14 protein-coding genes are annotated in these 22,061 nt (G+C 55.0%); 8 read left to right on the plus strand and 6 right to left on the minus strand.

The annotated features are described in order from the left end of the window. Nucleotides 1-145 precede the first annotated feature (145 nt). Nucleotides 146-373, plus strand: a complete 228-nt coding sequence (locus AABA21_RS01440; RefSeq protein WP_338247086.1) for a helix-hairpin-helix domain-containing protein — start codon at nt 146-148, stop codon at nt 371-373. A 16-nt stretch (nt 374-389) separates the two neighbouring features. Here AABA21_RS01440 and AABA21_RS01445 read toward each other — a convergent pair whose 3' ends face one another. Continuing rightward, a complete protein-coding gene (locus AABA21_RS01445; RefSeq protein ID WP_338247088.1) occupies nt 390-1,043 on the minus strand; it encodes a CGNR zinc finger domain-containing protein in 654 nt (217 codons plus the stop codon). A gap of 140 nt (nt 1,044-1,183) precedes the next feature. On the opposite strand from AABA21_RS01445, the gene AABA21_RS01450 reads away from it, so the two are divergent. Next, nucleotides 1,184-2,476 (plus strand): MFS transporter, encoded by a 1,293-nt coding sequence (locus AABA21_RS01450; RefSeq protein WP_338247090.1) that lies wholly within the window; start codon nt 1,184-1,186, stop codon nt 2,474-2,476. Between the two features lie 115 nt (nt 2,477-2,591). Here AABA21_RS01450 and AABA21_RS01455 read toward each other — a convergent pair whose 3' ends face one another. From AABA21_RS01455 to AABA21_RS01470, 4 genes are all read right to left on the minus strand, one after another. Next, nucleotides 2,592-4,256, minus strand: coding sequence for an extracellular catalytic domain type 1 short-chain-length polyhydroxyalkanoate depolymerase (locus AABA21_RS01455; protein WP_338247091.1), 1,665 nt, complete (start codon nt 4,254-4,256; stop codon nt 2,592-2,594). A 249-nt stretch (nt 4,257-4,505) separates the two neighbouring features. Next, entirely contained in the window at nt 4,506-6,509 is a 2,004-nt protein-coding gene (locus tag AABA21_RS01460) for an acetoacetate--CoA ligase (protein ID WP_338247093.1), read from the minus strand. Between the two features lie 164 nt (nt 6,510-6,673). Continuing rightward, nucleotides 6,674-7,366, minus strand: coding sequence for a response regulator transcription factor (locus tag AABA21_RS01465; RefSeq protein WP_338247095.1), 693 nt, complete (start codon nt 7,364-7,366; stop codon nt 6,674-6,676). A gap of 24 nt (nt 7,367-7,390) precedes the next feature. Next, the gene (locus tag AABA21_RS01470; RefSeq protein ID WP_338247097.1) at nt 7,391-9,658 is read right to left on the minus strand and encodes an ATP-binding protein; all 2,268 of its coding nucleotides are present in this window, start codon (nt 9,656-9,658) and stop codon (nt 7,391-7,393) included. 322 nt (nt 9,659-9,980) lie between these two features. On the opposite strand from AABA21_RS01470, the gene AABA21_RS01475 reads away from it, so the two are divergent. The 3 genes from AABA21_RS01475 to AABA21_RS01485 all read left to right on the plus strand — a co-directional run bounded on the left by AABA21_RS01475 (nt 9,981) and on the right by AABA21_RS01485 (nt 14,472). Continuing rightward, on the plus strand, nt 9,981-11,321 hold the full coding sequence (locus tag AABA21_RS01475) for an MFS transporter (RefSeq protein ID WP_338247099.1): 1,341 nt from the start codon (nt 9,981-9,983) through the stop codon (nt 11,319-11,321). A gap of 114 nt (nt 11,322-11,435) precedes the next feature. Continuing rightward, a complete protein-coding gene (locus tag AABA21_RS01480; RefSeq protein WP_338247101.1) occupies nt 11,436-12,845 on the plus strand; it encodes an MFS transporter in 1,410 nt (469 codons plus the stop codon). A gap of 382 nt (nt 12,846-13,227) precedes the next feature. Next, nucleotides 13,228-14,472, plus strand: a complete 1,245-nt coding sequence (locus AABA21_RS01485) for a WD40/YVTN/BNR-like repeat-containing protein (protein WP_338247103.1) — start codon at nt 13,228-13,230, stop codon at nt 14,470-14,472. Between the two features lie 75 nt (nt 14,473-14,547). Here the strand turns inward: AABA21_RS01485 and AABA21_RS01490 are convergent, their stop codons facing one another. After that, a complete protein-coding gene (locus AABA21_RS01490; protein WP_338247105.1) occupies nt 14,548-16,311 on the minus strand; it encodes an MOSC domain-containing protein in 1,764 nt (587 codons plus the stop codon). 225 nt (nt 16,312-16,536) lie between these two features. Between AABA21_RS01490 and AABA21_RS01495 the strand changes: the two genes are divergently transcribed. The 3 genes from AABA21_RS01495 (at nt 16,537) to AABA21_RS01505 (ending at nt 22,004) form a co-directional block, all read left to right on the plus strand. Beyond that, nucleotides 16,537-19,653 carry a winged helix-turn-helix domain-containing protein gene (locus AABA21_RS01495; protein WP_338247107.1) on the plus strand — a complete coding sequence of 1,039 codons (3,117 nt, stop codon included), beginning with the start codon at nt 16,537-16,539 and terminating at the stop codon, nt 19,651-19,653. 138 nt (nt 19,654-19,791) lie between these two features. Then, nucleotides 19,792-21,234: a glycoside hydrolase family protein gene (locus AABA21_RS01500; RefSeq protein WP_338247109.1), complete on the plus strand. Its 1,443-nt coding sequence runs from the start codon at nt 19,792-19,794 to the stop codon at nt 21,232-21,234. A gap of 209 nt (nt 21,235-21,443) precedes the next feature. Further along, nucleotides 21,444-22,004 carry a COG4315 family predicted lipoprotein gene (locus tag AABA21_RS01505; protein WP_338247111.1) on the plus strand — a complete coding sequence of 187 codons (561 nt, stop codon included), beginning with the start codon at nt 21,444-21,446 and terminating at the stop codon, nt 22,002-22,004. Nucleotides 22,005-22,061 lie beyond the last annotated feature (57 nt).

Genomic DNA, 22,061 nt, shown 5'->3' on the forward strand with positions numbered 1-22,061 from the left:
AAAGCAAGCCGTATCTTTTTTGCGCAAGATGGGAGAAGTTTTTCCTTTTTTCCATGCTATGATGAGCAGGAAATAGAAGAAACGGATCTCTCATAGGTGGTCGATCTTCTCCTGTAACCAGCTACTACAAAAAGGATATAAGCCGATGAAATATACCGCTTCTACACCAGTAGCAGATATTGGTCTTGCCGCGCCCGCAGTACGAGCGCTACACGGGGCTGGCTACCACACACTCCAGGAGGTAGCCGGAGTCAGCGCAAAAGAACTGGCATCGTTGCATGGCTTTGGACCAAACGGTCAGAAAAAGCTTCACCAGGCTCTGACGGACGCCGGCCTGCGCGATTCAATAGACGCAAAACCAGCTTCTGAATAACCAGTTGAAACTGCGGCTATGTTCTCTGCTCTGCCTGGCGTTCATGATGACGCCTGGCTTTAGCGCGATTGCCACACTCTTTCATCCCACACCAGCGCCGACGATGGTTTCTGCTGGCATCTATAAATAGCCAGCCGCACCCATCGTCTCCCGGACACTCTTTGATGTTGACCAGTTCTGGAGCAATGAGTAATTCAGCAGCTGAGCGTGCCACCGGCCAGAGCATGCGATCAAGGTTATACCGATTATCATCCCAGGTCCAGGAAAAGCCTTCGGACTCGGGGCGAATGCGAGCGCGGGCCATTCCCTCGGCCAGCGTCACATTTAACACCTCCAGATCTTGCTGACCCACAGCTCTCTTCTCTATGTAGGCGGAAAACATACGATAGAGCGCCTCGCGTAACATATGCGCCCGCTGCAGCGTGATGGCTGCAATGGCTGGATGCTGCTCCGCTTCTTGCAGCAACCACTGTTCTTCATTAGCATTCACGATGTCCACCGAGCTCCCCCAGACAACCAGATTGGTATAGCTGGTGAGATATTCAATCCGCTGCTGACTATGACGTGGATCTACCGTGTTGACGAAATCGAGACAGAGCAGGCCGCCCAGGCGATGCGGCATCTTTGGTCTGCCGTTCTCCTGACTAATAGATTCATCAAGATCATCCATATAATCTATCCTTCTATATAACCATCCAAATCAGTTTTAGTAGTTAATTTTCTTATACATCCAACTGAAACTGATTACTTTAACAACCGGTATATATTAAATAGATGGTTTTATAAAGCTTTATTTGAAAGAGGGCAAAAATGGTTCAGGGAGCCACACACCCACGACATGGTACGCGCACGGAAGCCTTATGGCACCATGCCGATTTTATGAAGCTCTGGATAGGAGAGACGGTCTCGTTGCTAGGATCGGAGGTGACGACGCTGGCACTGCCGCTGACGGCGATTCTCCTGTTAAAGGCCACACCGTTTCAGATGGGGATATTAAACGCGGCCACTTTCGCACCCTTCCTCGTTATTCCACTTTTCGCGGGTTTACTGGTTGATCATACCTCACGGCGTCGCTTGCTGATCATCGCCAACCTGGGACGAGCGGCCCTGCTGGGACTGATTCCCCTGCTCGCGTTGCTAGGTCAGCTGCGCATAGAGTACCTGTTTCTCATTACCCTATCGACTGGCGTACTCGGCGTCTTCTTCAAACTGGCCTATGAGGCTTACCTTCCGCGCCTGATCTCCTCAGAACAGTTATTGGATGGCAACAGTAAATTAAGCCTCAGCGGATCTTTTTCTGAACTGGCAGGGCCCGGTTTAGCCGGCGCGCTCGTGCAACTGATCACAGCTCCCCTGGCTATCCTGGTCGACGCAGCCTCCTTTCTCTTTTCAGGTCTTACCCTTCTCTTCATTCGCCAGCCAGAACCAATATCCTTACCCGCGAAGGGATCGCTACGCATCTTCCACAGGATCGGCGAGGGGCTACGCTTAACTGGAAAAGATCGTTATCTGCGCGCCTTTGCCGGTGAGGCCGGAACACATAACCTGTTCTGGCAAATGATGCAGGTAATTCTGATACTATACGCGATTCGGCAACTGCACTTTAGCTCTCTGCTCATCGGCTTTATCTTTGCTATTGGCAGCACTGGCGCTCTGCTGAGCGCCCTGTTCACGCAGCGCCTGTCCGCGAAGCTAGGGGTTGGTAGAACGATGATCGGAGCACAGCTTATCAGCGATCTCGCCACGCTGCTCATTCCACTCACTGCTTTAATCGGCAACACCATCGGGTCGGTGACCTGCATCTTACTGGCATTCTTTTTTCGCGGCATCGGCAATACGATCTGCAATGTGCAGGTTAGTAGCGTGCGGCAGATCATGATTCCCGATCATCTGCGCGGTCGCATCAACGCGGTCTATTCCTTGCTGGTCAGTGGCGCGGTGGCGCTTGGAGCGCTGCTCGGGGGCGTGCTGGGTGAGCAGCTTGGCATGCCACAAACGCTCCTGATAGGTGCGATAGGGATCCTGTTATCCTGGCTCTGGCTACTCCTCTCGCCACTCTCACACCTCAAGCGCCTCTCCGACATTGAAAGCATGCACGAGTAACCATCAGCCATTGCTCAAGCAATATAGCAGCGGCTTAATAATCACCAAATCAAGCTCTTAGGCTGGTATCGATGGTATTAGGTACCATCGATACCAGAGTACAGTTTATCACTTTTTAGCGATATTGAACCGTTAAAACGGGCACATAGGAGCCGCCGGAGTCACCACTGTAGAAATCCATTACATCCATCTGATAGGTGTTGTTAGTGGCCTTCTGGAAGTGCACACGGAACTGGGTATGCCCATTCAGATTGATGTATGGGAAGGCACTGGAGGTGATGCTGTCACTGGTCGCTTGATTGGTCTGGGTAGGCACGGCATTGAAGTAGCCAACGTTGGTCTGCCCGGCACTGGCGTTGTAGTCCGCCTGTTCCAGGGCATTATTCCTGTTGAACCCACCCAGCGGTGAGATATCCGCGCTGATCGAGCCCAGGTCCCCTTGGTAGTAATAGGGATCGTAGCGGTACAGGGTCAGCGTGGCACTGACGATGGTCGAGCCAGCCGGTATCTTGCTGGTGTCAAACGAGACGATGCTGACCTCGGCCTGGTTAAGCGAGGTCGAGCCGGCCTGCAGATAGGCCAGCGAACCCATCGGGACGCCATCATTGGGATAGATATAGCCATCCTCGGCAGCCAGGGATGAGAGGGTGATGCTATGGGTCGGCGCAGGCGTTGGTGTGACACTCGGGGTGGGCGTTGGTGTATTGGTCGGTGTAGGGGTGTTGGTCGGTGTACTGGTTGGCGTCGGAGTGGGGCTCTGGCCGTTCTTGGGATGGTTCATGAAGAAGGTGTACATGGCGTTGGTGGCGCTGGGCCCCTTGGGATCGGTATAGGAACCACTGCTGCTGCCACCCGACCAGGCGTGGCCCATGCTGCTGATCTTCCAGTACTCCTCGATCTCGCTGCCACTGTTATTATTCCAGGTCTGTACGGTGTAGGAGTAGCCACCGGACACCTGGCCGTTAGTGTTAGTCGAGGGGCTACTGAAGCTGGCGTTATATGTGCCGTTGGAGGCCAGATGATCTGTCTGCATCCACTGTTGGATGACCTGGTCGCCATTGACCGGATAGACGGTGTAATCGCTCTGCCCCTGGAAGTCGATGGTGGGCACGACGCGGGCGGCGCTACCCATGGCGTTATAGGCGGCCTGCCCCTGCTGCGTCGGACTGGGTCCACCCTGCGACTGCGCCGTGGTCGCCGCCGTCAACGAGGTCGCGGCCTGGTATTCCAGTCCGGAGTGTACGCCGATAGCAGCAAAGATATCTGGATAGGTGGCACCCATAATCACCGACATAGCAGCTCCGGCGGACATTCCTGCCACATAGACGCGGTTGCTGTCGATCGTCCACTGCGAGGTAGTCTGCTCTACCGTCTGAGCGATCCCGGCGATGATGGCTGGCTCACCACTACCACGCGCCTGGTCAGCGGTCTGAAACCAGTTCCAGCACGAGGACGAGTTATAGGTGCTGGTCTGCTGTGGGTAGACGACGATAAACTGCTTCTGGTCCGCCAGTGCATTCATCTGCGTGCCGTTGGCGAAATCGGTCGGGTTTTGCGTACATCCATGCAACATGACGACCATAGGAACAGCGGCACCAACCTGGTAATTGGCGGGGGTATAGACATAATAGGGACGACTACCAGCCGAGCCATTGTAGGTGTACTGGGTAAAAGTGCCACTGCTGGCATGCACCTTCTGTAGAAACGGAACAGTAAACATTAGTGCGGACATCAGGACCAGTGCCGTCAGGGCTGCAAGGCTACGAAGTAATTTCGACATGAAAGCCCCTCTCTCACAACCATGTGTTATGAGGTAGCTATCCGCCGCCTCGGCGTGCGGATAGCTGCAAACGCCGCTCAACGATGAGCGAATACAGGATCAGGCTAAAGAAGGTCGACAAAATACTTTCTGGAATAGATTAAACAGGCAGGATATACAGTTGCCACATTACAAGGACATGACACATGATTCATATATCAGATAAAAGCCCATATTGTCAAGGGAGTGGTTATGGATCATGACAGGATGTCAATTACCCGCAACCGCTCCTAGAGTACTGCGAAATTGGGTTGCGATGACGATAAACTCGTCGAGGGCGGATGGATTACTCAGGGTATCGCGGCTGGCAACCTTCTCCGGAGACTGGCCCTGAAACAGCTTTTTGATCGGTACCTCTAGCTTCTTGCCGCTCAGGGTGCGCGGAATCTCCTGAACCGCTATCACAGCGTCGGGAACATAGTGGGGTGAGATCGCAGAACGCAGGCGCGTTTTGATCTTTTTGATCAGCTCTTCGCTGAGCGGCTGCGCGTCTTTTAAGACGACAAATAGTGGCATGTAGTACGCACCGCCGGGCAACTCGACACCGATCACCAGGCTATCGACCACCTCAGGCAAATCTTCCACCGTGCGATAGATCTCGCTGCTGCCCATCCTGATGCCTCTACGGTTGATGGTTGAATCCGAGCGACCAGAGATAATCACGCTCCCTCGATCGGTCAATTGTATCCAGTCGCCATGACGCCAGGTGCCAGGATAGGCGGCAAAGTAGCTATCGTGGAGGCGTTGCCCCTGTGGATCGTTCCAGAAATAGATGGGCATCGAGGGCAATGGCTCACGAATGACCAGTTCTCCGACTTCATTCACCACCGAGCGTCCCTGTTCATCAAATGCCTCTACTTTAGCACCCAGCGCCCTGGTCTGGATCTCGCCTGCATATACTGGAAGTAGAATAGAGCCACCAACAAAGGCCGAACAGACGTCGGTACCGCCGCTGATCGAAGCCAGCCAGAGATCCTGCTTGACCGCCTGATAGACCCAGTGAAAGCCTTCCGGCGGCAGGGGCGATCCGGTTGAGCCCAGGGCACGCAAGCGCATTAGCTGATAGGTCTGAGCTGGCGTAATCCCGGCCTTCATACAGGCAGTCAGGTAACCTGCGCTGGTTCCAAAGACGGTGATACCAGCCTCCTGCACCAGCTCCCATAAAACGCCAATATCGGGATAGTTTGGGCTGCCATCGTAGAGCACGATAGTGCATCCGACCAGTAGACCGCCGACCAACAGATTCCACATCATCCAACCGGTGGTGGTAAACCAGAAGAAACGATCTTCCGGCTTCAGGTCCATGTGCAGGTGCAAAAACTTGATATGCTCCAGCATGATACCACCCTGGCTCTGCACAATCGCCTTCGGTAGCCCGGTCGTTCCCGAAGAATAAAGCACCCAGAGCGGATGGTTAAAGGCTACCTGAGCATAGGTCAACGTCTCATCATAGGTCAGGAGCTGATCCCATAGCAGTGTATCGGGATCGCTACCAGTTTCGGATGCGGCATAAACAGAAGGGATAATGATAGTTTTGCGCAGCGTCGGGAGTGCCTGGCGCAGTTCCGCCACCGTTGAGCGCCGATCCAGCACCTTGCCGCCGTAGCGATAGCCGTCGATGGCAAAGAGCACGCATGGCTCGATCTGCTGAAAACGATCCACCACACTTTTGGTGCCAAAATCGGGGGCGCAGCTGGACCAGATAGCTCCGATGCTAGCGCAGGCCAGAAACGCGATCACCGCCTCGGCACTATTTGGCACATAGGCGACAACACGATCCCCCACGCCGACTCCCATAGCCTTCAGCCCATTAGCGACCGAGCCAACCTGTCGCTGCAGTTGCTGCCAGGAGACCTCGCGCAGGGGTTGAGACTCAGAACGTACCAGCAAGGCTGGCCTATTCGAGGTGGCATGCCGAAATACTTGCTCCGCATAGTTCAGGCGAGCCCCTGTAAACCATTCCGCATCCGGCATCTGGCGCGCCGCAAGAACCTGCGTATAGGGCTCGGATGCCTGTATCCGCATGTACTGCCAGATAGAGCCCCAGAAATCTTCCAGCCTGTCAACCGACCACTGCCACAGTTGCTCAGACGTCTCCAACTGCAAACCTTTTTCGCGCTTCAGCCAGCGCATATAATCGGTAAGATTGGCTCGCTGCTTTACCTCCTCCGGCGCTTCCCACAGTAATGCGCTCTCCTCGGGAATGTATTCCATGGCTTCATGTCTCCTTCATGGTTCAAATGTCGAGCATCGTTGCCCCATCGCATCTAAATATGACATGTGAGTCATGTATCATATTTAGATGCGCATTGTCAAGCTATCGCGGATCACATGCGAATCATGAAGGAGACATGTAGCTGCAAAACTTCCAGAAAAGGTTAGCCGACCATATAATAGCCAATACCGGGCTCAGTAAGGATATGGGCGGGCTGAGAAGGATTCGTTTCAAGCTTGCGGCGCAGGCGACCGATGTAGACGCGCAGGTATTCGGCCTCGCTGCGATACTCGGCACCCCAGACGCGCCTGAGCAGGGCCTCGTGGGTAAAAATCTTGCCAGGATGCAGAGCAAGCTCTTGCAGCAGATCAAATTCGGTTGGCGACAGCTTGACCAGGGTGCTATCTTTCCAGGTGCGCCGCTGCTCAAAGTCGATCTCCAGATTGCCGAAGCGGCGCGTCCCTACTGAGATAGGATGGTCGGCCCAGTGATTGCGCCGCAGGACCGCCTTAATGCGCGCCATCAGTTCGCCGATACTGAAGGGCTTGGTCAGATAGTCGTCGGCGCCCTGCTCAAGGGCCGCGATCTTATCAGCATCCTCTCCCAGGGCGGTCAGGATGATAATCGGGACGGTGCTGCTCTGGCGAATGCGTCGGCAGACCTCCAACCCATCCATGCGTGGCATCATGATATCCAGGATGACCAGCGCGAAATTGTGCTTCTCAAACAGGGCCAGGGCCTCTAGCCCATTGTCGGCCAGCGAGACCTTGAAGGATCGTAGCTCCAGGTTGCGCTGCACGAAATCCTGGATGCCCGGCTCGTCATCGACGACGAGAATGTGCTTTTCCTGTGGCATACATTGACACTCTTTCTTTGTGTGCTAAAAGACCTCTTCCAGCTTGAAGGGGCGCGACGGCGCATTGGGCTGGTGGAGCAAACGCGCCGGCAACCAGATATGGAAGATGGCGCCGGTCGCGCCATCGGCGCGGTTCTCGGCCCAGATACGCCCCCCATGAGCCTCAACAAACCCACGGCAGATAGCCAGTCCCAGTCCAACGCCACTGCTGCTGCGCTCGCGTCCACTATCGACCTGGTAAAAGCTCTCAAAAATACGCTCGGTCAGATCAGATGGCAAACCAGGACCATTATCCTCCAGGCTAACACAGATCCCGTTCTCTCCCGTTTCCTGCGTGTAGCGCACGACAATGATTATCTTGGCGTGCGCGCCCGCATAGCGCCTGGCGTTCTCCAGAAGATTACGCAGGACCATCTCGATACGGCGCTGGTCTATATAGACGACTGGCACTTCTTCAGGTAGTGAGAACCGTATCTGAAGCTGCCTGTTCTCGTCATTCTCGATGACCCTGTTCAACAAAATATCCAGTCGACACAGACTCGGGGAAAGCTTGAGGGTGCCAGCCTCCAGTTGTGACATCTCCAGCAAGCTAGTCACCAGCTCAGCCATGCGGTCCTCCTCTTCAACTATACGAAGCAAGAAGTCGCGCTGCATGGCTTCATCCACCTCGATGTCAGTCTCCAGCAGACTGGTGGCATAACCTTTGATAGAGGTCAAAGGCGTGCGCAATTCATGCGAGACGATGGCCAGGAGATTCTGCTTGACGCGCTCAGCCTCGTTCTGCCGGGTGACGTCACGCATGAGCTTGCCGCGCCCGATAACCTGGCCAGCCTTATCGCGTACCTGGAACAGGCGCATGCGGATGTGACGCCGCGAGGGGACGAGCTGGCCGAGCTGGTTGTAGTAGCCATGTACCTGAAACTCTATCGTCTGAGGCCCACTGTCGCCCTCGGCATGGTACAATGCCTCTCGATATACCTCTGGCTTCTCTATCAAAGCCTCCATGCGCTCCATCAGCTGCTGGCGCTGAAAGGCGTCCTCGTCAATGCCAGGAGTCGACATACCAACAAACTGCGTGAAGCGCTGATTGGCGTAGACTACCTCTCCGGCAGGGTCTTCCAGCAGTACCCCCTCGTCCATGCTCCCCAGCAGAGCATCCAGCGTTTGTAGACGTGTATAGCTCTGCTCGTCGCTTTTGCGAAAAAGCGTATGGATCTCCTCCTCCATCTCGGAGAAGGCGTTCATCAGCCGCCCGATCTCGTCTTTACGACTCTTCTCGCGCACCAGCAAGCGGTGATCAGTCACCTTCCTGGCCTGGTCCGGCTTGATCAGGGCCGCTGCCTGAGCCAATCGGGAGATGGGAGCCACGACCCAGCCATGCATAACAAACCAGAAGACGCTGGCACCAACCAGCAGCATGATCAGGGCCAGAATCAGGCTATGCTGAAAGCTGATGACAGTGGCAAATGTCTCATCAACCGGTCGGCCAACCGCGACCGTCCAATCGGTTTCACGAATCGGCACGTAGCTATAGAGCCAGTCGCGCCCCTCTTCCCTGGCAATAACGTTGCCCGGCTTACCATGCAGGGCATTACTCAGACCGGGGATGCTCTGCACCAGGGGAACGCTGGCGGACGTCCCTGGCGCGTTGACGATAGAGATGCCCTGTTTATCCATGATCCAGATGCGCATCGCGCCGCTGTTCTGCACCTGTCCCTGCACGGATCGCAGATGGGGATCTAACTGTTGCTGCTGCAGGGTCAGCATGATTATTCCGACCGGATGATGCTGGTTGTTGATGATGGGAGTCGCCAGCGCCACGCTATAGCTATGGGTCAGCTGATCGCTGCGCCCTACGAGTAGATAGTCCTGATGGGAATCATACAACTGGCGCAAATACGAGGCGATACTGGCATCTGGAGGCTGACTGGAACTGGACTGTGGATAGGTGAGCAGTAGCTTGCCCGCTGCGCTGTAGACGCGATACTGGCCAATCTCGGAATGGACGCGGGTAGAGATGCTAAATTGCGCGGCAAGCTGAGTAAGATTGAGCTGAGACGCGGCAGGACTCAGGGCCTGCTCCTGAGCCTCCTTCACCGTTCCCTGCACATAGGTCTCAACATCCTGAGCCAGAGCCTGAGCCAGACTCAGGTCCGACTGCTGCGCGCTCTGCTGCAGAGCATCGTATTGAAAGAAATAGAGCTCGGCTCCGCCAAGCACCAGCGGAATCACAAACAGGCCATAAAAGACGAGTAGCTGCAGGGTGATTTTGCGTTCCAGTATTTTTAGCATGGTTTGGCCTCGCTCAAGAAACTGTGCCTTAGTGGTTATAGTATGCGTCAATATGACAAGCAATTCAACTCTTTGTTCGACTACCTCCAGAATATTTATATTTTTGTTTACGCTAACCTATCTTCCGTTTACGGCTTTGTTACTCACCACCCGTATACTTACCCTTATGCAAAGCGATCATCGACCCATATCTCAAAAGCGAAAGATTCGCGCCTACGGCGCTCACATGGTGCAATGGGTACGCAGTTGCGCACCCATTGCACCATAGAAAAATCGAAATAAGCTGGTATCCTAAGGGCAGTATGCAAAACAAGGAGGTTCAATGACAACTCTGCGTTTCGATACCGCTGAGGATACCACCAGAGATGAGTCGATGGCGCCAATCATCGCGGCCAGCACGATCGGCTCCGCAATCGAGTGGTTAGATTTTTTCTATTACGGTTTTCTGGCCGTGACGGTATTTCCCGCTGTGTTCTTTCCGGGACTCAATTCCTACACGGGCGTGTTCGCTTCGTTTACGACCAATTTCGTGGGCTTCGTAGCGCGACCGCTGGGCAGCGTCTTCTTTGGTCGCTTTGGTGATCGGGTTGGACGCAAACCAACGCTGGCCACCACGCTGCTCCTGATCGGCATCGCGACGATGTTAATCGGTGTGCTTCCCGGCTATAAGACAATTGGAGTACTGGCTCCGCTGCTGCTGGCGCTGCTGCGCTTTTTACAGGGCGTGGGGGTCGGCGGTGAATGGGGTGGCTCGGTCCTGCTGACGATGGAGTTTGGCAATCCACAACGGCGGGGCTTCTTAACCAGCTGGCCACAGACGGGAGCCTTTGTAGGTCTGGGGCTGTCTGTCGCTTCACTACTGCTCTTTAAAAATCTCTATCCCGGGGAGGCATTCCAAAGCGTGGGCTGGCGCATGCCATTTCTCTTGAGCACAATGTTGCTGCTGGTAGGACTCTATATCCGACTACGCATCCCTGAGACGACCGCTTTTTTACGCGTTCAGGAACAGCAACGTTCGCAGAGTATCGTGCGTCAGGTATGGCGCGGCTACTGGCGAGAAATTGTGCTCTCCGCGTTGGTGCGCTCGGGAGAGCAGGCGCCATTCTACATCTTTACGACCTTTATGCTCTCGTATGGCGTCGCGACGCTGCATTGGGAGGCCGCGTTGCTCTATCGAGGTCTGATCCTGGCCGCGCTGGTGGCCTGCGTTACCATTCCAATCGCGGGTGCGCTTTCGGATCGCTTTGGGCGGCGGCTGGTCACCATCTATGGGGCGCTATTGATGTGCGCCTGGGCCTTTCCTTACTTTTTATTTTTTAATACCGGCAATCCCGTGTTGATCATGCTGGCGATCGCGTTCTCGCTGGGAGGCTGCCATGCCTGCCTCTACGGGCCTCAGGCGGCCTTGATCGCGGAACGCTTTCCAACGCAATTTCGCTATACGGGCGCCACCCTTGGCTATCAGCTCGCATCAATCATCGCCGGGGGGCCCGCCCCAATCATCGCGACGTATCTACTCAGCCGGGCGCAACCCTTCAACGCCAGTTATCCAGCATGGGTACTCATCGCCCTGTATTTGATCGTGATGGCCCTGATCTCGCTACTGGCAGCTCTCTATCTGAAGGACTATACGGGCCGGGCGGCGGTTGAAGATCCGGCATAGTGAAAGGAGGTGCAATTCATACGACATAGTGCCAGGTGCATCAACGAAGATACACCCTCTGATCTCAGGAATATGGCCTTTTCAACCTGAAGTGTAATCCAAAGGAGGACTGTTATGAGCACGAATATAGCATCTATGGATGAACCAACTCCACAACAGATGCGTACGGTCATTATCTCCAGTACGGTGGGCACAGCCATCGAATGGTATGATTTTTTCCTCTATGGCACGATGGCCGCATTAGTATTTCCGAAACTCTTTTTCCCGGCCTCCGATCAAGTTGTCGGTACCCTGCTCTCATTGTTAACCTTCCTGGTTGGTTTTATCGCTCGCCCCTTTGGTGGCGCTATCTTTGGACACCTGGGAGATCGCATCGGACGTAAGTCGACGCTGGTAGCGACGCTGCTGCTGATGGGTGTCTCCACCTTTATTATCGGTATCCTGCCCGGCTACTCCACACTCGGCGTGTTCGCGGCCCTGCTGGTCACCCTGATGCGCCTTTGCCAGGGACTGGGAGTCGGAGGCGAATGGGGCGGCTCGGTCCTGCTGGCGATGGAATATGGCCATAAGAGCAAGCGCGGCTACTGGGCCAGCTGGCCACAGCTCGGTGCTCCACTGGGATTGGCCCTCTCCACGATCGTGGTGGATATCGTCCAGTCAGCGATGGGCAACGCGAGCTTTCTGTCCTGGGGTTGGCGCATCCCCTTCTTTGTCAGCGCGCTGCTTATCTTGATCGGCCTCTACATTCGCCTGCGCGTGATGGAGACTCCCCTCTTCGCGAAAGTCAAAGAGCAGAAACGCGAGGCCGAGGCTCCGCTGCTGCATGCGTTCCGCCATAGCACGCCTGAGATCCTGCTCAGCGCGGGCTCTCGCTTCGTCGAACAGGCACCATTCTATCTCTTTGCTACGTTCGTGGTCACCTATGGGGTTGATAAGCTGCTCCTCAACAAAACGATGATCCTGAATAGTATCGTGGTCGCCGCCGTCCTGGAGATGATTACCATCCCCATCTTTGGCGCGCTCTCAGATCGCTTTGGGCGCCGTCTCTGGTACCTGATCGGCTGCGTACTGATGGCTGCCTTTTCCTTCCCATACTTCTTATTAATGAATAGCGGCTCAACGGCACTCTTTGTAGTCGCAGTTGTTCTGTCACTGGCTATCTTCCATTCCTGGGTCTACGGTCCACAGGCCGCGATGATCGCCGAGCGCTTCAGCACGCGCTCACGCTACAGTGGCGCCTCGCTCGGCTATCAACTGGCCGCCCCGCTGGCGGGAGGACTGGCCCCGATTATCGCGCTGCTGCTGCTCAACGGCAAAACCAATCTGTCGGCTCTGGGACTCAATGGTGTCATCCTCAACATCGGCTCCGGCTCATGGGTGGCCGTCTCGATCTACATGATCGTGCTGGCCGTGATCTCTTTCGCCTCAGTGCTCGGGCTCAAAGAGTTGGCGCATGCCGACATCTCCAGCGTCGAAGAAGACAAAATATCTTCTGACATGCTGATCCTGGCCACCGAAGATTAATCTCGTCACCTCCCTCTGTATCCATAGCCCTGCTCTATCTCACACATGGAGCAGGGCTTTTTTGACATTCCATTGTCAAGCCAAAAGCCCGGATTGCCAGAAAGTTGCATATCCTTCCCATTATACAGAGTGTTGTAACTTTTCAGTCCATTGTCAGCGTGTCTACATTGTGGATTACATCACATTGTGAACTGTTTCACATTATAAGAGCAATTATCACAAGCGGAGATGCATCATTCTATCTGTAAAGAATGATGCATCTCACTTTTTATTATACATACTAACCGAGTGTGAGGTATTCCAGGAGGCATCCTTAGAGGATACTACCAGGCAAGATATTATTCTTATAATGCGGCATGCGAAATATAGAAAGAGGAGAGAGATGATTAAATACTCTATAGCGAAGTTAAAGAGAGGACTGACAACGCTACCACTATTCCTATCTATGGCACTGGTCCTGCTGCTGTCCGCCTGTAGCAATGCAGGCTCCTCAGCATCAACGCCATCAGCAGGAACGACACCAACCGCGACGGCACAGGCAAACGCGACTCCGACCTCGTCCAGCACAACAACAGCGGATTCAAGCTCGACAGGATCCAACAGCGGAAGTAGCAGCAAACCAACCGTGCCTCTGACGGCGATCCGCATGCTCGACGCGCAGAACGGCTGGTCTCTGACAGCTAGCTCGATCCTGAGAACATCTGATGGCGGCGCCCATTGGAAAGATGTAACGCCAGCTAACGCGGGCCTCAACAAGGACGCCAAAGCCACCTTCATGAATGGCCAGTACGCCTGGATCGCCATCCCACCAGCCAACATGCAGGAGGGCGCGGGCATCACGATTCTACGCACCAGCACAGGGGGCACCAGCTGGCAGAGCTCAAAGATCAACGATCCGCGGGTGTCGATCATTGATATGCCTCACTTTTTGAATGCACAGGAGGGCTGGCTTGAGGCTTCCAGCACACCCGGCGCCGGCCATGCCGGATCAGACATCTGGCATTCAACAGACGGCGGCCAGACCTGGACGCAACTCTCCAGCAATGCCGACTCCAGCGGACTCAGATTGGGCTATGTCACTGGCATCTCGTTGAAAAACTCACAGACCGGGATCGCGACCGGCAACCTGGGCGCGGGTGGTGACAATTCAGTTCCTTCGATCGCCCTCACGCAGAACGGGGGGAAGAACTGGCAGATGCTGTCTCTACCGCACCTTCTGGGCGGCTATACCGAGATCAATACAAACTCGCAGCCACCGGTCTTCTTTGGTAATACCGTTATCATGCCGGTCAGTGTCAGCGCGCAGGATAATCCTGATCTGCTGGTCCTCTATCGCTCGAATGATGGTGGCCAGCACTGGACGCAAACGAGCGTAGTCCATATCGCGGCCACCAACACCTACGTCCTGGATGCAAACCATGCCTGGGCGACCGATACCAAAACCGGCAAGCTCTATAGCACCACTGACGGTGGCGACCACTGGAACGTCGCATCCAATGCCGCATACAATCTACAAGCATTGAGCTTCACCAATGCCAGCACCGGCTGGGGTGTCTCTAGCCAATCCCTCTACCACACCACCGATGGCGGACAGACCTGGCAGCAGATACAGTACACCATTCAATAACATCCTTGTATCACGCATTGAATAACCAGGGAAGGAATGAAGTGCTCCATGCTTTATTCCCTCCCTGGTTAAAGGTCAGAGATCAACTACTATTTCGTCCTGAGGGCGTGAGCAACAAAGCAGTACATTCCCATCAGCCGGGGGTTCAAGTGGCTCGGGTTGATAGCTGACGCGACCAGAGATCAAGCTACTTTCACAGTTATGGCAGACACCCGTTCTGCATGACCACCTCACCGGGACATCGCAGGCCTCGGCTAGTTCCAGTAAACTCTGGAATGATGAGTCCCAGGGGACAGTCAGGCCGCTGCGGGCAAATGAAATCATCGGTCCTGTACCCTCAACTCCTGCTGGCAGATGCGGGGTACGTAAAGACGTTTTAATCACGCCTGGATTCAGAGGTGTTCCTGGGCCAAAATTCTCTGAATGAAGATGATCGGCAGCAACACCCCAGTTGGTAAGGCTGGCGGTGAACTCCTGCAAGAATCTGGGTGGGCCACACAGGTAAAAATCCGCTTCACACGGTACACCAATCTCCTGGAGCACGGGTACACTGAGGTGCCCTGGAGCGTCAAAATCCAGACCTGGACGATCCTGCGCGCCTGGTCGGCTATAGTATATATGGCGATGGCCGTTGGGTAGCTTCTCCAACAAAGCGCTGGCTTCCCGTGCAAAGGGATGCTCACTTTGATTGCGCGCCCCATAAAGCCACCATATCTCTCGTGGAGAGGCTTCACGGGCCAGAGCATGCAACATTGACAACACCGGAGTTGCCCCAACACCCGCGCTGAGCAGCACAAGCGATTGCTGGTTCTGGGGATGGAAGGTGAAGGTGCCGCGCGGCGCGCTTACCTCCAGCACATCACCAACACGTACACGCTGATGAATGTAAGCGCTGCCTATGCCGTGCTCCTCAAGCTTGACACTCACTCTGTAAGTACTGGCATCTGGAGGGCCTGAAAGCGAATAGTTGCGCAACACTGGCGGCGCATGAGGATCAGGGCGCAGGCGAAGAACGACAAACTGACCCGGAAGGGCCGCAGCAAGGGAACGCTCATCAGCTGAGACAAGTACCAGTGATAGCACACTAGTGCTCTCGCGCTCAATGCGCGTTACCTTCAAAGGGCGAAAGCCTGCCCACGCGGGTAAGAAACCACTGTTCTGCGTCAAGCCAGCATTTCCTCCTGCGTTCCCTGTTGTTACCTGTTCAAGCAGAGATTGAAATGAATGTTGCCAGCCAGCGCTCAATGCAGGGATACGCAGTGATCGCTCTAGGAGCTCACGCGAGTGATCAGAGAGGTAAAGCAACGCGTCGATCTCAGAAACGGTCATGCGTTCAGGACCATCAGCCACTTTGACAATCTCATCACCAGCCTCAACCTCTCCCTCTTCCAGCACGCGAAAATAAAAGCCTGGTTTTTTATGCGCGACCAGCAACGCAGCCATCCTGGGTTCATTCATACGAATGCCCACCCTATAACACGTGACACGCGGCTGTGTGACCTCAAATAAGGCACTGCCTATTCGATAGCGATCACCAATGCAGACCTCATCATCAGGTAAGCCATCGACTGTAAAATTTTCACCAAATTGCCCAAAGACAAAGTCGTTGCGCCCCAATTGCTGCTCCCAATATCTGTAAGCGGCAATCTGATATACAAAAACGGCACGATGTTCACCTCCATGTCCAGCCAGATCTCCCTGCCCATCGCCATCGATATTGAGTCTTCTCACCATCCTCTTGCCTGACACGGAAGTCTTCCAGATAGCAGTATGTACCGTCTCTCCGCGCCAGGCAATGTCGCGAGGCAGTCCTACATTCACTGATAGTAGTTGAGCCATTCATCCATCCTTTCCATGCAGACAAGCTTTGAGAGCCACTCAAAAAGACAATCAACTCCATCACGCAAGGTAAATATCCCTGGTAACATACTACCTTCCTCTTTTCCACAGGCTGGCTCATACTCACTAACCTTCTTTATTACCTAAAAGTCAACCTCTATGGTATACTTGCAAACAAACCTATGTTTTAGGTAATATCGCCCCGCTCATTTCCGGAGTGTATGCATGCCCAGACGAACGCCGTATCTCTTGCGCTGGTCAGAATCAAAACACAACTATGAAATCAGCAGCGAGCGTGTTCCTGTTGCATCTAGCGTTGCTCCTGATAGCCCAGCATGGCGTGAATGGCTGGATGGCATTCATAGCTTCGCCTTTCACAGCAGGTCGGGCATACATTACACGGTGCGCAGGGAAACTATTCAGCAGCGCGGCTCCTACTGGTACGGGTACCGTTTCCTGCATGGACGCACCGTCAAGCGCTATCTCGGTCGGACGTCCAACCTCTCCACTACGCGTCTTGAGGAGATTGCCGGGCTCTTTGAGGATACGGCAGCAATTAACGCGCTACAACCTCACCTGCCATCCGCACCACTGCTGATCTCCAGATTGCATCCTCCGCGTCTGCCACTGGGACTGGTCGAGCGACCGCACTTGCTGGCCCAGTTGGACGGCTGGCGCGCGCATAAGCTCACGCTTGTATGGGCTCCGGCTGGCTTCGGCAAGACAACCCTGATAAACTCCTGGCTGGCGCGCAGCCAGGCTCGCTCCGCCATCCCAAACATCGCCTGGATAGCGCTGGAAGCAAGTGATAACGATCCGGTCCAGTTCTGGCGATCGATTATTGAGGCCTGCCAGAACTGGCAAGGGGAGGTAGGAAAGGTCGCGCTGGCATACCTGAATGCCTCCTTTCAACCACCTTTTGTCTCGCTGCCCCTGGAAACGATATTGACGTTCTTCCTCAACGATCTCGCTAACCAGGTCAGCGCAGGCGTCCTGGTCCTGGATGATTATCATGTCATCACCGAACCTCGTCTGCATGAGGCCCTGACCTTTTTTATTGAACATCTACCCACCTCGCTCCATCTGGTGATTATGACAAGAAGCGAGCCGCCACTTCCCCTCACACGCTGGCGCGCCCAGGGAGATATGCAGGAGTTGCATACCATGGAACTGCGCTTCTCGCCTCAGGAGAGTGCTGCTTTTCTGCAATGTACCATGGGAGCCACATTTTCAGAGCGCACGGTCGTACGACTCAATGCGCATCTGCAGGGCTGGGCCGCTGGTCTGCGCCTGCTGATCCTGGCTGGACAGCCAACGCAGGCTGAGGTAGAGCGCCATCTCACCAGCCTGGATGAGCAACAGCGGCCTAACCCTTTTCACCAGCAACTCCTCGACTACTTCGTCGGCGAGGTGCTCGGCGCGCAACCCGAGCCCCTACAACGCTTCTTGCTACGGACCAGCTTGCTTAATCGCCTGACAGGCCCGCTCTGCGCCACGATTACCAGCCGCGAAGATAGCTCCACGCTGCTAGGAACAATAGAGCGGGCGGGACTGTTTCTGGAAGCGCTCGATGAGGGGGCAGAGCCATGGTATCGCTATCACACTCTCTTCGCCGAGACGATGCGCGTCGAGGCCCGGCGACGTCTAAATGAAGAGACCATTCACACTATATATAGCCAGGCCAGTCACTGGTATGAACAACATGCCCTGCCCTCGGAGGCGATAGAGGCGGCATTGAGCGCCCACGAAGCCGAGCGGGCGGGCACATTAATCGAGCAATTCGGCAGCGAGGGGCAACGCTTTGATCTGCCCGCGCTACACCGCTGGCTGCAACAAATTCCGGAATCTATCCTCTCCATGCATCCCGCCCTCTATCTCTACTCCGCCATCGCCCATCAGTTCATCCAACCGGGTCCGCTCTCAGAAATGGAGCAGAAGCTCATTAGCGAGCTACTCTCCCGCGCCGAGGCCGGCTGGCGCTATCAGAACAAACCGGCCTGGGTCGGCCTGGTCTACGCTATGCGAGCGTTGGGAGCCTCACTGCCCGGGTCGATTCCTACGCCGGAAATAGAGACTAATGCTGCCACAGCGCTGGCTTTACTACCCCACACCCATTCCGATGGCGGCTCGCTGCCATCAGGAGTAGCAGAATGGCGCATCATCTGTCTGGGCCTTGTCGCGGCGGTGGCTACGCACCAGGGACGCGTAGATGAGGCGCGGCAGCAGTTGCTGGAAGCGCTCGCGCTCAGCCAGATCGGCGATCAGCAGTTCACAGGAGAGATTCGCCTGCGACTGGCAGCGGCCTGCATGGCCCTGGGCAAGCTACACCAGGCAGGGGAATACTATCGCCAGGCACTCGCTTCCGCCAGCGAGCATAACGAGCACGAGGAACAAGGGCTGGCAAGGCTTGGTCTGGCCCGACTTGCACTTGAATGGAACGACCTGGCGGCCGCGCAACAACACATAAACACAGCAATTGAGCTTGCTCACCAGGGAGGAGAGGTCGGGAATAAAGGCGCCACCTATCTCATGGCGTGCCTGCACGCGGCACGCGACCAGCACGGTCCCGCCCTGCTTCGACTGGCCGCTCTCATTGCTCATCTGCAAGCAATAGCAACACCCGCTGCACAGGAGCTCCAGTTGGATGCGCTAGCCCTCCAGGCTCGCCTCCAGCTGGCAGCAGGTGATCATCTCTCCGCCCGGAGCAGCCTCCAACTGTTAGAGCAAACGGCCCACGAACCATCTTTTGCCCAACAGATGATGATAGATATCATTCAGGCGCGCCGCCTGTTACTAGAAAAACACATGGGTGACGCCATAGACAGACTCGAACAACTGCTGGCTACCGCCCAGGCTCGCCAGCATGTGCGTAGCGAGCTAGAGATTCTGCTGCTGTTAACCAGGGCCTGCGCGGAAAAAAAGCAGAAGGACCAGGCGTGGCAGTGGCTCTGGCAGGCTCTCTCCCGCGCGCACGGCGAAGGATTCTTACGCGTCTTTCTTGACGAAGGGAAAGAGCTGTCCTCATTGCTGCGCTCTCTGCTGCCGACCATTCGCGAAAAGACACTGCGCGCCTACGGGCAGATGATCATGCGCGCCTCCATACTGCCCCCAGAAATCGATGCCCCCTCGTCCTTTGATAGCCTGACGCTGGCGCCACTTTCGGCCCAGGAGCGGCGTGTGCTACACTTCCTGGCCACTGGACGCACCAACCCCGAAATCGCCGACGAGCTGGTGATCTCCGTCAACACGGTGAAGGATCACGTCAAACACCTGTATCAAAAGCTCGGCGTCAACAATCGCCACGAGGCACGCAAGGCGGCACGCCAATTGGGACAAATTTAGAGTAATATCCGTTCCGCGCGCAAACCACCCATAAAACCACCTCATGGGGCGATGCCTACGCCCCCTGCGCCCATTATACTTTCCATATGCTTTTAAATGTACAGAACAAGCAAGAATGAAAAGAGGTATGGTTAACTCATGATGCATAAGAGCAAGCCTACAGATACAACACTTATCGGACAGGAATCTCCCTTTGGCATCGTATGGGGGCCGCTCTATGGGCATATGGGCGTCAAGGCCAGCGTGTTCATGCCGCAAATCCATCAACTCGGAGCTCACCTGACCAGGCTCTTTCTCTTCTGGGATCAGATAGAGCCTGAGCGTGGCTGCTTCATCTGGGATGCGGTCGATACCTTTCGGCAGCAGTTAGGACCCCATGACGAGGCGTGGATCACGATAAACTCCAGCTCTTCATGGGGCACAAGGCACGCCACCAGTTTCCAGCCGCCCTCGCCTGCCCTGAATGCGGAAGATTATTATTGCTTTATCAGCACACTGGTCTCCCGCTGTCAGGGGCGCGTACGCTACTGGCAGGATGATAACGAGCCAACCAATCCCCTGCTCTGGGAGGGCACGGTTGAAGACTATAAAAAGCAACTCAAAACATTTTCGCGGGCCGTGCGGGATGCTGATCCCAATGCTGTCATCATCCTGGCAGGAGCCGTGGATGCCTTTCACGCAGCCGCCAGCGTCATGAATCCTGACGCACCAGCCGAACAGAACTTCTTTGAACAGTTACTGCGGGAGAACGCCGCGGACTTTGATGTATTCGACCTTCACCTGTATGGAGAACCCTATGCTATTATCGAGAACGTTACGGTTGTGCGCCAGAAAATGGCGACGTTAGGCTATCAGAAACCCATCTTTGTGGGCGAGTACAACGGCCCCAGCTTCTTCAACTTCGCTGAAAATCTGCCTATTCTGCAGGGCATCTTCATGAATATGATGGCGAATTCACAGGCGAATGCGCTGGAGCAGGCCACGCAGGGGAACGCCATAGCCGAGCTGTACGCGCAGATGTCCAACCTGCCACCACAGGCGCAGATGTTCATGGAAGGCTGTCCGCCCGAACTGGAACAGAAGCACCATCGCATCAACTGCCGTGAACTGGTGACACGCTGCGTGATGGCGCTATCCGCGGGCGCCCAAAAGGTCCTGTGCTGGAATCTGGCCAATGAAAAAATTGATCCCAATAATCTGATGCATCTGCTCTTCGACAAGCATAAACTGGTGGATTATGAACGTGGAGAGTTCAAGCAGCCCTATCCGGCCGCGGAGACCTTCCTGCTTATGACGCAGAAGCTGGGCGGAGTTGAGGAGGTGCGGCGCATCGAGCTAGCGAAACGCCCGGACACCTACCTGTTTGAAGTCAAGCGCTGGGAACAAAAGCCGATGTTCATCATCTGGGAGCGACGAGACACCTTCTCCGGAGAAGACGAGCCGCCCATCCCCTTTACCTGGGCCTGGCCCACCCCGCAGGCGCGAGCCAGCGACGTATTCGGTCAACAGGTTTCAGTTCAAGTACAGGATGGACAGATCCACCTACCCATATCGATCACGCCTGTATTCGTCGAAGCCTGAACGACACCTGTCTGAACATGAGAGCTGACCGTGTGCTTCGGCATACACGGTCAGCTCTCATGTTCACTAAAAAAGGAACAGCAGGTCACTGTAACCTCAACACGTACATCCTTATAGGAAATATCACTTTGTTGCGCTCACCATCCCCAGGCTCAGTTTCTGGCGTAGCATGTTGAAGTAACATATCAAAAGAGAGGAAACAGTGACCAATGTCTAAACGCATTCTCCTACTTCCACTGGTGGTCTTCGCTCTATTGCTGGCGTCATGCGGCAATTCAAGCTCAGGCTCCTCGTACTCTACAAGCAATTCTAATAATGCACAGGCTAGCAGCACTCCAACAGCGACACCGACCTCATCCTCATCTTCACAAACTTCAGGTTCGGTCATCAAGACAACAAAAGCTACTGTCAACGGTTCATCACAAGTTATTCTGACCAACGCGCAGGGCATGACCCTGTATTACTTCACCCCTGATACAGCCACAACCTCCGCCTGCACCGATAGCTGCGCTTCAACCTGGCCTCCAGCTTTCTCTGGCGGCACAGACGCGGTTCCTCATGTGTCCTCGCTCCAGGGAACATTTAGTCTGCTGGACACATCCGGCAAAAAACAGATCGCCTACAACGGTCATCCTCTTTATACATATGCGGGAGATAGCGCAGCCGGGCAGACCAACGGCGAAGGAATCGGCGGCAAATGGTTCGTGGCCACATCCACATTAAAGGCACAGGGCTCCCCCCAAACTCCTTCCAGTAAAAATGGTTATTAAAAATACGTTGATTGAAGTCACAAGGTCGCCTGATCGCTATGCGATCAGGCGACCTTG

The organism is Dictyobacter halimunensis (assembly GCF_036245075.1).